Source organism: Anaeromyxobacter diazotrophicus, from assembly GCF_013340205.1.
In the GTDB taxonomy this organism is placed as follows: Bacteria; Myxococcota; Myxococcia; order Myxococcales; family Anaeromyxobacteraceae; genus Anaeromyxobacter_A; species Anaeromyxobacter_A diazotrophicus.
In genome coordinates this window covers 316,594-329,186 of sequence record NZ_BJTG01000007.1, presented here as the reverse complement: position 1 = coordinate 329,186, position 12,593 = coordinate 316,594, and the positions used below count along the sequence as shown (strand labels likewise).

9 protein-coding genes and 1 pseudogene are annotated in these 12,593 nt (G+C 74.4%); all 10 read right to left on the bottom strand.

All coding sequences use genetic code 11. From position 1 onward, the window contains the following. Nucleotides 1–693, bottom strand: a pseudogene (locus HWY08_RS16025) (HNH endonuclease); the annotation flags it as partial. A gap of 412 nt (nucleotides 694–1,105) precedes the next feature. Then, nucleotides 1,106–1,774, bottom strand: a complete 669-nt coding sequence (gene tmk, locus HWY08_RS16020) for a dTMP kinase (protein ID WP_176066991.1) — start codon at nucleotides 1,772–1,774, stop codon at nucleotides 1,106–1,108. Further along, the gene (locus HWY08_RS16015) at nucleotides 1,771–2,127 is read right to left on the bottom strand and encodes a hypothetical protein (protein ID WP_176066989.1); all 357 of its coding nucleotides are present in this window, start codon (nucleotides 2,125–2,127) and stop codon (nucleotides 1,771–1,773) included. The genes tmk and HWY08_RS16015 overlap by 4 nt, the downstream gene beginning before the upstream one ends. Next, nucleotides 2,124–3,491 (bottom strand): threonine synthase, encoded by a 1,368-nt coding sequence (thrC, locus tag HWY08_RS16010; protein ID WP_176066987.1) that lies wholly within the window; start codon nucleotides 3,489–3,491, stop codon nucleotides 2,124–2,126. The genes HWY08_RS16015 and thrC overlap by 4 nt, the downstream gene beginning before the upstream one ends. Beyond that, nucleotides 3,488–4,738 carry an aminotransferase class I/II-fold pyridoxal phosphate-dependent enzyme gene (locus HWY08_RS16005; protein WP_176066984.1) on the bottom strand — a complete coding sequence of 417 codons (1,251 nt, stop codon included), beginning with the start codon at nucleotides 4,736–4,738 and terminating at the stop codon, nucleotides 3,488–3,490. Before HWY08_RS16005 ends, thrC begins: the two co-directional genes overlap by 4 nt. Nucleotides 4,739–4,800: 62 nt before the next feature. Then, nucleotides 4,801–5,328: a hypothetical protein gene (locus HWY08_RS16000; RefSeq protein WP_176066982.1), complete on the bottom strand. Its 528-nt coding sequence runs from the start codon at nucleotides 5,326–5,328 to the stop codon at nucleotides 4,801–4,803. 21 nt (nucleotides 5,329–5,349) lie between these two features. Continuing rightward, a complete protein-coding gene (locus tag HWY08_RS15995) occupies nucleotides 5,350–5,970 on the bottom strand; it encodes a protein-L-isoaspartate(D-aspartate) O-methyltransferase (protein WP_176066980.1) in 621 nt (206 codons plus the stop codon). Between the two features lie 18 nt (nucleotides 5,971–5,988). Continuing rightward, complete coding sequence (gene recG, locus HWY08_RS15990) at nucleotides 5,989–8,694, bottom strand: ATP-dependent DNA helicase RecG (protein WP_176066978.1); 2,706 nt, start codon at nucleotides 8,692–8,694, stop codon at nucleotides 5,989–5,991. A 19-nt stretch (nucleotides 8,695–8,713) separates the two neighbouring features. Beyond that, a complete protein-coding gene (gene greA, locus HWY08_RS15985) occupies nucleotides 8,714–9,223 on the bottom strand; it encodes a transcription elongation factor GreA (protein ID WP_176066976.1) in 510 nt (169 codons plus the stop codon). 80 nt (nucleotides 9,224–9,303) lie between these two features. Further along, nucleotides 9,304–12,552 (bottom strand): carbamoyl-phosphate synthase large subunit, encoded by a 3,249-nt coding sequence (gene carB / locus HWY08_RS15980; RefSeq protein WP_176066974.1) that lies wholly within the window; start codon nucleotides 12,550–12,552, stop codon nucleotides 9,304–9,306. Nucleotides 12,553–12,593: the final 41 nt, after the last annotated feature.

Here is a 12,593-nt window from a genome sequence, read left to right as displayed (position 1 = left end):
CGGGTCCGGGTCTCCCTCGCCCGCATACTCGCCCGCGAACTCCTGGGCGATCGCCTCGAGCCGCTCGGCGCGCGTCGCGCCCGGCATGAGCTCGCCCGCGAGCGCCAGCGCCTCGTCGACCACCTCGCGCTCCTCCGGCTCGAGGCGCGCGTCGAGGCGCAGCCACGGCTCCTCCTCGTCGCCCGGCGCCGCGCGCGCCCGGCGGACCTCGGCCTCGAGCGCGCGGACGGTCATCCGCGCCGCGCGCTCCACCCAGGCCGCCTCGTCCTCGCCCACCGCCACCTTCAGCACCGTCTGCGCGGCGCGGAGCTTGACCCGCCCCGCGGTGAGCGCCTCGCGCAGGAGGGGTCGCGTCCGCAGCTCCCGGCCGAGCAGGGCGAGCCCCTCGGCGGCCCGCTTGCCGAGGTCGAGCACCTCCCGCGCGTAGTCGCCGAGGTGGCACGCGAGCTCGGCCAGCCGGTCGCCCCGCCGGAGCGCGTCGAGCCCCTCGGCGATGGCCACGTCGAGCGCGCCCCGCGCCCTGGCCGCCCAGGTGAGCAGCGCCTCGCAGGCGTCGGCCTCCGGCTCGCCGCCGCGGAACCAGGCGTCGAGCTCGCGCCCGGTGAGCGGCGCGGGCTCGACGGCCGGTGGCGCGAAGCGCGTCCTCCAGGCCTCGGAGGGCGAGCACGCAGCGAGGTCGGGTGCCGCGTCCATGGGAGAGATCATCGCACGGAGGTCTGACACGAACAGTCAACCACACCGCACGCAGAGTAGACCTGATCAGGGCAGTGCCGCGGCCCATCAGCTCCGTCGCCGCCGCATGCCCGCACCCGCGCGCCTTCGCCCCCGTAAGCCGGGCCACGCCTTGTCGCCGCGGACGCGCAGGCACGCCTCGCGCTCGACGCTCCGGCTTCGGCGGCGCTCGCCACCGCGGATCCGCCTGCCCGCCTGCCGCGCCCCTCCCTGCCCGAGCCCGGCCGCCATCACCGAAGCGGTCGCTCCGTGCTGCGACCTCTACAGGTGTCGGGCGGCCCCTCTCCCCGGCCCTCTCCCCGCTCCGCGGGGCGAGGGAGAAGAGAGGGCGCCGCGCGCGGCGCTCATCGAGGATGTGGCTGCTGACGAACTGCTACAGCAGCGACTTCACCCGCTCGGCCAGCGCGGCGGTGACCGCCTCGACGGGCTGCTCGCCGTCCACCACCAGCACCCGCTCCCCTTGCTCCTGGAGCCGCGCCAGCGCGCGCTGGTACGACCGCGCGACGCGGCGCTGGAAGGCGGGGACCTCGAACAGCTCGCGCCGGCTGGAGGCGGCGAAGCGGCGGCGGACGGCGGTGGCCGCGCTCACCTCGAGGAAGAGCGTCGCGTCGGGCGCAGGGGCGCGGGCGTTGATGGCCTCGATCCACGCCGGACCGCCGCAGGTGAGCGACTGGTAGGCGAGCGAGGAGAGCGTGTAGCGGTCGGAGATCACGTCCTGGCCCTCGGCCAGGCGCGGCGCGATCTCGGAGGCCACGTGGTCGAGCCGGTCGGCGGCGAAGAGCAGCGCCAGCGCGTGCGGGTCGAACGGGTTCGCCGCGCCCGGGCGCGCCGCCGCGCCGCCCACCCGCCCGGTCAGGACCTGCCGTACCAGCGCGCCCACCGGGCCGCCGGAGGGCTCGGCGGTGACGTGGACCTGGCGGCCCTGCGCGCGCAGCCAGGCCGCGAGCCGCTGCGCCTGGGTGGTGGTGCCGGCGCCGTCGAGCCCCTCCAGCACCAGGAACCGCCCCCGGCGCCGGCGCCCCGCCGCCCGGCGCGGGCTCACGGATCGAGCTCCAGCCGGCGGCGCAGCTCGGAGAGCCGCGCGAAGCGGGCGTCCTCGCCGCGCATGAGCCGCCGCGACCGGACCGCCTCCACCAGCGTGCAGGCGAGGAGGAGCACCGCCGCCGCCAGCGCCAGGTAGAAGAAGATCGGCGGCCCGCGGAAGCGGGTGACCCGCGTCGAGAACCAGCGGTCGAAGGCGAGCTTCACGGCCAGGCCCGACACCACGAAGGTGGCGAAGCCCAGGTAGGCGCCGCGCCGGGCGTGGTCGATGGAGGCGCGGGCCGCGAGCGAGGCGGCGAGCGCGTCGTGCTCGGCCCGCAGCGACGCTTCGTCGGGCTGCGCCGCCGCGCTCACGCCCTCACCCCGAAGCGCTTCGCCACCGCGTCCTGCACCGCGCCCAGCGAGGCGGCCACCTGGACCGACGGGTTCACCAGCCGGGGCGCGACGCACGGCAGCGACCCGGCGTGGTAGCCCACCTTGAAGTCCGAGAACTTGAGCCCGTGCGCGGTGGAGATGACCGCCACCCGCTCGCCCTTCCGGATCGTGCCGCGCGCCGCCAGCTTCTCCAGCACCGCCAGCGCGACGCCGGTGTGCGGGTCGGCGTAGGCGCCGGCGCGGTCGGCGCGCGCGGCGGCGTCGGACAGCTCCTGCTCGGTCGCGTCCTCCACCAGCCCGTCGAGCGCCTCCAGCGCCCGCAGCGCGCGGCGCGCCGACACCGGCGCCCCGATCTGGATGGCGCTCGCCAGCGTCTTCTGCGCGGCCACCGGCGCCACCTCGAGATCGCGGGTCGGCTTGCCGCCCGCCGCGGCGACGGCCCTGAACAACGGGTTCGCGCTGCGCGCCTGCGCGACCACCAGCCGCGGCAGCCGCGACACGAGCCCGAGCTGCTTCATCATGAGGAAGCCGCGCCCCACCGCGCTGGCGTTGCCGAGGTTGCCGCCCGGGATGACGACCCAGTCCGGCACCTCCCAGCCGAGCTGCTGCGCGAGTTCCACCGCCAGCGTCTTCTGCCCCTCGATGCGGAGGGAGTTCATGGAGTTCGCGAGGTAGAGGCCCGGCGCCGACGCGAGCTCCTGCACCACCTTCATGCAGCCGTCGAAGTCGGTGTCGAGCTCCAGCACCAGCGCGCCGTTGGCGATGGGCTGGACGAGCTGCGCGATCGAGATCTTGCCGCGCGGGAGCAGCACCACGCTCGGGATGCCGGCGGCGGCGCAGTAGGCGGCGAGCGCCGCCGAGGTGTCGCCGGTGGAGGCGCAGGCGACCGCGTCCACCCGCACGCCGCGCGCCCGCATCTCCTTCACCGCCGAGACGAGCACGGTCATGCCCAGGTCCTTGAAGGACCCGGTGTGCGTGACGCCGCACTCCTTCAGCCACACGTCGTCGGGGCCGAGCCCGAGCTCCTGCGCGTAGCGGTCGAGGCGGAGCAAGGGGCTGCCGCCCTCGTACATCGAGACGACGTTCTCGAGCGCGAGCTGCGGGTAGACCCACTCCTTCTTGCCCCACACCCCCGAGCCGAGCGGCCACGGACCGGCGCGGAAGCGCCCGTCGAAGAGCGCCTTCCACTCGGCCGCGGAGCGCTGGGCCAGCGCCTCCAGGTCGTGCTCGACCTCGAGCAGCCCCTGGCACCTCGGGCAGCGGTACACGACCTCCGTGAGCTCGGCCTGGAAGTCGCAGCCGTCGGAGCAGCGGAAGCGGGCGCGGAAGCTCGGAGGGCTCATGCCCGGTCCACGGCGCGGGGGATGGGGGTGTGGCTCGGGCGGACCGGCTCGGCCGCCGCCTTGCGCAGGAACTCACCCACCCGCTCCGCCGCCTTGGCGATGCGCGGCTCGTCCTCGACGAGCGCGATCCGCACGTACCCCTCGCCGGCCGGGCCGAAGCCGATGCCGGGCGAGACGCAGACGCCCGCCTCCTCGATGAGCCGCCGCGCGAACTCGAGCGAGCCGAGGTGCCGCAGCTGGTCCGGGATGGGCGCCCAGGCGAACATGCTGGCCGCCGGGCTGGGGATGGGCCAGCCGGCCGCTCCGAAGTCGCGCACCAGCGCGTCGCGGCGCCGCCGGTACTTGGCGCACACCTCGGCCGGGAACGCGTCGCAGCCGTCCAGCACGGCCGCCGCCGCGAGCTGCACCGCGCCGAAGAGCCCGTAGTCGAGGTAGCTCTTCACGCGGGCCAGCGCGGCCACCAGCGCGTGGTTGCCGGCGGCGAAGCCGACCCGGAACCCGGCCATGTTGTAGCTCTTCGACATCGAGACGAACTCGAGCGTCCGCTCGCGCGCGCCGGGCACCTGGAGCATGAAGGGCGCCGGGCCGCCGTCGAAGACGATGTCGCAGTACGCGCAATCGGAGACGATGAAGAGGTCGCGCGCCTCGGCGAACTTCACGATCTTCTGGAACAGCTCCGGGGTGGCGACGGCGGTGCTGGGGTTGCCGGGGAAGTTCACCACCAGCCCGCGGGGCCGCCGCTCCGCCTTCTCCGCGGCGGTGAAGAGCGACTCCATGAAGTCCACCCCCGGCCCGACCGGCACCGGGATGGTCTCGCCGCCGGCGAGCAGCGCGCCGAAGGCGTGGATGGGGTAGGTGGGCGTCGGCGCGAGCACCGCGTCGCCCTCCTGCAGCAGCGCCACCATGGCGTGGCCGATGCCGTCCTTCGAGCCGATGGTCGCCATCACCTCGCGCTCGGGGTCGAGCGCGATCCCGTGCCGCCGCTCGAACCAGGCCGCGGCCGCCCGGCGCAGCTCGGGGATGCCGCGCGGGTTCATGTACCGGTGGTAGCGCTGGTCGAGGGCCGCGGCGCGCAGCGTCTCGACGGCCAGCGGCGGCGCGGCGCCGTCCGGATTTCCCATCGAGAAGTCGACCACGTCCACGCCGCGCGCGACGGCAGCGTCGCGCAGGCGATCGGTGATGGTGAAGACGTACAGCGGGAGGCGCTTCACGCGCGCGAACACGTCGGGGTCGTTGAATGTTTTCATGACCAGGGTCGCCCAACTTGCCGAAAGCGCGCCCGCTTGGCAAGGGGCGCGCTCGGCCCCTCCTAGCCCGCCTCGGGCTCCGGCAGGCGCTCCCCACAAGCGTGGCAACGCTCGCCGCTCCCGGCGGCGCCACACGCCCGGCAGCGCACCTGCTCCACGAAGGCCTCCGGGGCGCTCGCCCGGGAGCCGATGTGCATGGCGCAGCGCAGGCAGAAGGCCTCGCCCTCGGGTACCAGCTCGCCGCAGTACCGGCAGCGCACGACCGCCTCGCGCGGCGAGCGCTCGCCGTCCCCCGACGTCCGCTCGACCTCGAGCGGCTCGACGGCCACCGCCACGGCCTCCTGCGCCGTCGCCTCGACCCACGCCTCGCGCGGCCCCGCCACCGCCGGGACGGCGGAGACGCCGGTGGGCTCGAGCTCGGGCATCGCCGCGCCGGACGGCGCCGGGGCCGACGCGTACCCGGTCGGGTCCAGGCCCTCCAGCAGCTGCACCGGCACCCGCACCACCCCCGCGCCGCGCAGGGCGCGCCCGCAGACGTCGCACGCGTCGCCGAGCGCCTGCTCGTGGTCGCAGAGGGGGCAGCGCGCCATCGCCCGAGAATACCAGAAGGCTCACCCGCCGCCGCCCACGAGCGGCACGAAGCGGACGGGGAGGAGGTGGGTGGTGGTGGTCACGCCGTCGCTGCCGCGGACGAGGAGCTCGAGCTGCTGCAGCTCGGGGTCGGCGCCCACCGGGATGACGAGGCGCCCGCCCGGCGCGAGCTGGGCGAGGAGCGGCTCGGGCACCGCCGCGGGCGCGGCGGTGACGGCGATCCGGTCGAACGGGGCGGCCTCGGGCCAGCCCTCCCGGCCGTCCCCCACCCGGAGGCGCGCGTTCTCGAGGCCGAGCGTGCGGAGCGCCGCGGCGGCCTGCGCGGAGAGCTCGGGGACGATCTCCACCGACCACACCTCGCGCGCGAGCAGCGCGAGCAGGGCCGTCTGGTAGCCGGAGCCGGTGCCCACCTCGAGCACCCGCTCGCTGCCCGTGAGCTGGAGCGCCTCGGTCATGAGCGCGACGATGAAGGGCTGGGAGATGGTCTGGCCGAAGCCGATGGGGAGCGGCCGGTCGGACTCGGCCTCGCGCCGCAGCGCCGGCGGCACGAAGAGCTGCCGCGGCACCTGCTCCACCGCGCGCAGCACGCGCGGGTCGCGGATCCCCATCTCGGAGAGCTGCCTCGCGAGCGCTCTGCTCACGAGGCGAGTGTAGGCCGGTCAGCCGATCTGCGCGAGCGAGAGGCGGCCCGCCCACCGCTCCGCGAGCGCCTCCGCGGCGGCCGCGTGCTCGGGGCGCCGCAGCTCGGGGTCGGCCTCCACCAGGGCGAACGCCTCCTCGCGCGCCTCCTCCAGGATGGCCTCGTCCCGGTACAGGTCGGCGATGGCGAAGAGCTTCTGCCCCGACTGCCGGGTCCCGACGAGCTCGCCCGGCCCGCGGATGCGCAGGTCGGCGCGGGCGAGCTCGAAGCCGTCCTGGGTCGCCTCCATCACCCTCAGGCGCTCCCGGGCCTCGTCGCTCGTCCGCTTGAAGTGCGCCACCAGCAGGCAGTGGCTCCGCGCCGCGCCGCGCCCGACGCGGCCGCGGAGCTGGTGGAGCTGGGAGAGGCCGAACCGCTCGGCGTGCTCCACGATCATGACGGTGGCGTTGGGGACGTCGACGCCGACCTCGATCACGGTGGTGGCGACGAGCACCCCCACCTCGCCGGCGCGGAACCGGGCCATCACGGCGTCCTTCTCGTCCGCCTTCATCTGCCCGTGCAGGAGCGCCACCTCGTGCCCGGCGAAGACCCGGGCCAGCTCGGCCGCGCCGGTGGTGGCGTCGGCGAGGTCGCTCTTCTCCGACTCGGCCACGAGCGGGTAGACGACGTACACCTGCCGCCCACCCTCGAGCTCGCGCCGGGCGAGCTCGTAGGCGCGCTTGCGCTGCGAGTCGCCGAACACCTTCGTCTCCACCGGCGTCCGGCCCGGCGGCAGCTCGTCGATCTTGGACTGGTCGAGGTCGCCGTAGAACGCGAGCGCCAGCGTGCGCGGGATGGGGGTGGCGGTCATGACGAGCACGTCCGGGCGGCCCCCCTTCCCGATGAGCTTCGCCCGCTGCAGCACGCCGAAGCGGTGCTGCTCGTCCACCACCACCAGCCCCAGCCGGTCGAGCCCCACGTCCTCCTCGATGAGCGCGTGGGTGCCGACCGCGAGCCGCGCCTTCCCGGAGGCGAGCGCGGCGCGCGCGTCCCGCTGCGCCTTCCCGCGCGCGGAGGCGCCGACCAGCGCCAGCTCGACCCCGGTGCCCTCGAGCCAGCGGCGCATGGTGCGGGCGTGCTGCTCGGCGAGGATCTCGGTCGGCGCCATGAGCGCCGCCTGGTGGCCCGACCGGACCGCCAGCATCATGGCGGCGAAGGCGACGGCGGTCTTGCCGCTGCCCACGTCACCCTGCAGGAGCCGGTGCATGGGCTCGGGCCGCGCCATGTCGCGCGCGATCTCGTCGAGCGCGCGGCGCTGCGCGCCGGTGAGCTGGAACGGCAGGAGCGCGGTCGCCCGGGCCACCTCCTCCGGGCCAGCCGCGAAGGCGATGCCGGGGTCTCGGCGCAGCCCGCGCCGCCGCTGCGCCAGGGCGAGCTGCAGGAAGAAGAGCTCCTCGAACACCAGCCGCCGGAAGGCGGGCGTGGCGCGCTCGGCCGCGGCCGCCGGGTCGGTCCCCTCGGGCGGGAAGTGCGCCTCGCGCAGCGCCTGCCCGGCCGGGAGGAGCTCGCGCCGGGCGCGCACGTCGGCGGGCAGGTCGTCCACCGTGAAGGGCGCGAGCTCGTCGCAGAGCCGCTTCATGAGCTTGCGCAGCGCGGGGTGCTGGTAGTCCGCCGGGCCGGCGTAGAACGGCACGATGCGGCCGAAGTTGGCCGAGTCGCCCGGCGAGAGCTTCTCCACCTCCGGCTGGCTCATCTGGCGGCGGCCGCCGAAGCCCTCCGTCACCTTGCCCGAGACGAGCAGCGTCTCCCCCGCCGTGAGCTGCTTCGCCCGCCAGGGCGGCGGGTTGAAGAAGACGAGGTCGAGCCGGCCGGTGGCGTCGGCGAGGTCCACCCGCAGGAGCGGCTTGCCGCTGCGCATGCGCGCCTGCTTGGCGCTGCGCACCTCGCCCACGGCGATGCCCGGCTCCCCGGCGCGCAGCTCGGCCAGGGTGCTCGCCCGCGCGCGGTCCTGGTACGCCTTGGGCCAGAAGGCGAGCGCGTCCTCGACGGTGAGGTACCCGCGCTCCTCGAGGAGCGCCCGGGGGGCGGGGTGGGCGCGCGGGAGCTCGGCGAGCTTGGTGCGGAGGCGCGCCCGGCGGGCGGCGCGCTCCTTCGCGTCGCGGGGCGGCGGGGGGGAGGCGACGGCGCTCTCGCCGAGCGGCCCCCTCTCCCTGGCCCTCTCCCCCGGTGGGGGAGAGGGAGAATGGAGCGATGGGGAACCCCGTGCCGGGCGGATCGTCGCGGACGTCGAGGTCGGGGTCGAGGTCGGGGTCGAGGTCGCGGTCGAGGTCGCGGTCGAGGTCGCGGTCGCGGTCGAGGTCGCGGTCGAGGTCCCCTTCCCCTCCCCCCGCGCCACCCTCCCCCGCGCGGCCAGCTCGCGCAGCTCCTCGGGGACTGGCACCAGCGCCGAGAGGTGACCGGCTACGCGCAGGAGCGCCTGGCGCTTCTCCGCCAGCGGACGCGCCTCGAACCGCTCCGCCTCGGCCGAGAGCCCCCGCAGCGCCGCGGAGTCCGGCGCACCGGCCTCGCGGGCCCGGGCGACCGCGCCCTGCACGAGCTCGCCGAACCCGGAGAGCCGCGGCAGGCCGGCGAAACCGTCGCGCGCGGCGAACCGGAGCGGCGGCACGAGCGCCGCGAGGTGCTGCGCCGCGGCCAGCGCCCCGGGCGCCGCCCCGCGTGGCGGGCTGCCGCTGGCGCTGCCGGGCACGGGGCGTCGCTGCCGCGGGCTACGCCTCGTCGCCCGCGGACAGCTCCTCCTCGACGAACTCGACGCTCACGATCTCGTACTCGCGCTGGCCGCCGGGCGACTTCACCTGCGCGACGTCGCCCTCCTGCTTGCCGATGAGCGCCCGCGCGATGGGCGAGGTGACGCTGATCTTGCCCTTCTTGAGGTCCGCCTCGAGCTCGCCCACGACCTGGTAGCGCACCTCGTCGCCCGAGTCGCCGTCGGCCAGGGTGACGGTGGCGCCGAAGACGACCCGGTCGCCCTTGAGCTTCGAGACGTCGATCACCTCGGCGCGCGCGATCCAGTCCTCCACCTGCAGGAGGCGGCCCTCGAGGTGCGACTGCTTGTCCTTGGCGGCGTGGTACTCGGCGTTCTCGGAGAGGTCGCCGTGCGAGCGCGCCTCGGCGATCTCCTTCACGATCTTCGGCCGCTCCACCGCCTTGAGGCGCTTGAGCTCCTGCTTGAGCCGCTCGAGCCCGCTCTTCGTGATGGGCATGCGCTGATCGGCCATGACGTCCCTTCCAGTAAAAAGACCGCGGCCGCCCGGAGGGGCGGCCGCTCGGAGAATCGTGCTTCAGCCCGCCCGTGATGTCAACGCTTCGGCGCGGCCACCTGGTGGTACTCCTGCAGCGAGCGAGCCTCCGGGCGCCCGGCGCGCGCCGCCTCGATGGCCCCCACCGCCGCCCGCGCCCCGGTCAGGGTGGTGAAGTACGGCACGCCCTTCATGAGCGTCTCGCGCCGGATCGAGTAGCTGTCGGCGATCTCGCGCTTCCCGGCGGTGGTGTTGAAGACGAGGTGCACGTCGCCGTCCTTGATGCGGTCGACGATGGACGGGCGCCCCTCCTGGACCTTCTGCACCAGCGTGGTGGCGAGGCCGCGCTCCGCCAGGAACGCCGCCGTGCCGCGCGTGGCGAGCACCTCGAAGCCGAGCGCCAGCAGCCGCCGGCAGACGTCGGCCAGGCCGGGCTTGTCGCCGTCCTTCACCGACACGAACGCCCGCAGCCCGGCGCCGTCGCGCGGGAGCGTGTTGCCCGCCGCGGCCTGCGCCTTCCAGAAGGCGCTGTAGAAGTCGGAGGCGATGCCCATGACCTCGCCGGTGGAGCGCATCTCCGGCCCGAGCACCGTGTCCACCCCGCGGAAGCGCGCGAAGGGGAACACCGCCTCCTTCACCGAGACGTGCTGCGGCTGCGGCCGGGCGGAGAGCCCCTGCTCCGCGAGCGTCTTCCCGACCATGGCGAGCGCCGCCACCTTGGCGAACGACACGCCGGTGGCCTTGCCCACGAATGGCACGGTGCGGCTGGCGCGCGGGTTCACCTCGAGGACGTAGACGTCGCCGCCCTGGACGGCGAACTGCACGTTCATGAGCCCCTTCACCTGGAGCTCCCGGGCGAGCGCGATCGACTGCCGCTCGATCTCCGCCACCAGCTCCGGCGAGAGGCTGTACGGCGGCAGCGCGCAGGCCGAGTCGCCGGAGTGGATGCCGGCCTCCTCGATGTGCTCCATGATCCCGCCCACCACCACCGCCGTCCCGTCGGAGACGACGTCCACGTCCACCTCGGCCGCGTCGCGCAGGAAGCGGTCGATGAGGACCGGGCGCTCGTTCGAGGCCTGCACCGCCTCGGTCAGGTAGCTGCGGAGGTCGGCGTCGTCGTGGACCACCTCCATCGCGCGGCCGCCCAGCACGTACGAGGGCCGCACCATGACCGGGTAGCCGATGCGGTGCGCCACCTTGAACGCCTCCTCGGCGCTCCGGGCGACCCCGTTCTCCGGCTGGCGCAGCCCGAGCTTCTCGATGAGCTGCGAGAAGCGCTCGCGGTCCTCGGCGCGGTCGATGGCGTCCGGGGTGGTGCCGAGGATGGGGACCGAGAGCTCGTCGAGCGGCACCGCCAGCTTGAGCGGCGTCTGGCCGCCGTACTGGACGATGAGCCCCTCCGGCTTCTCGACGCGCACGATCTCGAGCACGTCCTCGAGCGTGAGCGGCTCGAAGTAGAGGCGGTCGGAGGTGTCGTAGTCGGTCGAGACCGTCTCCGGGTTGCAGTTGACCATGATGGTCTCGAACCCGGCCTGCCTGAGCGCGAAGCTGGCGTGCACGCAGCAGTAGTCGAACTCGATGCCCTGGCCGATGCGGTTCGGGCCGCCGCCCAGGATCATGACCTTGCGCCGGCCGGTCGGGGCCGCCTCGCACTCCTCCTCGTACGAGGAGTAGAGGTAGGGGGTGTAGGCCTCGAACTCCGCCGCGCAGGTGTCGACGCGCTTGAAGACCGGGTGGACGCCCGCCTTCCAGCGCGCCTCCCGCACCTGCGCCTCCTTCGCCCCGGCGAGCTGCGCCAGCCGCCGGTCCGAGAAGCCCATGGCCTTCACGCGCTTCCAGCCGGCGGCGCCCTCGGGCAGGCCGCGGGCGAGCGCGGCCTCCTCTCGCACCAGGCCCTGGATCGCGCGCAGGAACCAGGGGTCGATGAAGGTGATGCCGTGCACCTCCTCCACGCTCATCCCGGCCCGGAGCCCCTCCCCCACCCAGAAGATCCGGTGGGCGCGCGGCACCCGCATCTCGTCGCGGATACGGCCGAGCTCCGCCTCCGTGTAGGCGGCGCCCGGCTTCTTCCCGAGCGGCGACTCCAGGCCGGCCCGGTCGATCTCGAGCCCGCGCAGCGCCTTCTGGAAGCTCTCCTGGAAGGTGCGGCCGATGGCCATCACCTCGCCCACCGACTTCATCTGGGTGGTGAGGGTGTCGTCGGCGCCCTTGAACTTCTCGAAGGCGAAGCGCGGGATCTTCGTGACCACGTAGTCGATGGTCGGCTCGAAGCTGGCCGGCGTCTCGCGGGTGATGTCGTTCTTGATCTCGTCGAGCGTGTAGCCGACGGCGAGCTTGGCCGCGATCTTGGCGATGGGGAACCCGGTCGCCTTCGAGGCCAGCGCGGAGCTGCGGGAGACGCGCGGGTTCATCTCGATGACGACCTGGCGGCCGGTCTTCGGGTGGACCCCGAACTGGATGTTCGACCCGCCGGTGTCGACGCCGATCTCGCGGATGATGCGGACCGAGGCGTCCCGCATCCGCTGGTACTCCTTGTCCGTCAGCGTCTGGATGGGCGCGACGGTGATGGAGTCGCCGGTGTGGACGCCCATCGGGTCGAGGTTCTCGATGGAGCAGATGATGACGACGTTGTCGTTCCGGTCGCGCATCACCTCGAGCTCGTACTCCTTCCACCCGATGATCGACTCCTCGACCAGGATCGTGTGGTTGGGCGAGAGCTGCAGGGCGCGCCGCGCCAGCTCCTCGAACTCCTCGCGGTTGTAGGCGACGCCGCCGCCCTCACCCCCCATGGTGAAGGAGGGCCGGAGGATGATGGGGAAGCCGATCTCGTCGGCCATCCGCTTCGCCTCCTCGAAGCCGGTGGCGTAGCCGGACCGCGGCATCTCCACGCCGACGCGGTCCATCGCCTGCTTGAAGAGCTGCCGGTCCTCGGCCTTCTCGATCGCCTGGAGGGAGGCGCCGATGAGCTGCACCCCGTGGCGCGCCAGCGCGCCGTTCCGGGCGAGCGCGACCGCCAGGTTGAGCGCCGTCTGCCCGCCGAGCGTCGGCAGGAGCGCGTCGGGCTTCTCGCGCGCCAGGATCTGCTCGGCGAACTCGGGCGTGATCGGCTCGAGGTAGGTCCGGTCGGCGAAGACCGGATCGGTCATGATGGTGGCCGGGTTCGAGTTGAGGAGGACGACCTCGAAGCCCTCCTCCTGCAAGGCCTTGCAGGCCTGGACGCCGGAGTAGTCGAACTCGCAGGCCTGGCCGATGACGATGGGGCCGGACCCCACGATCATGATCTTCTTGATGTCGGTGCGGCGGGGCATGGGCGCGCAACCTAGCACACCGCCCGCCGGGGCTGGAACGC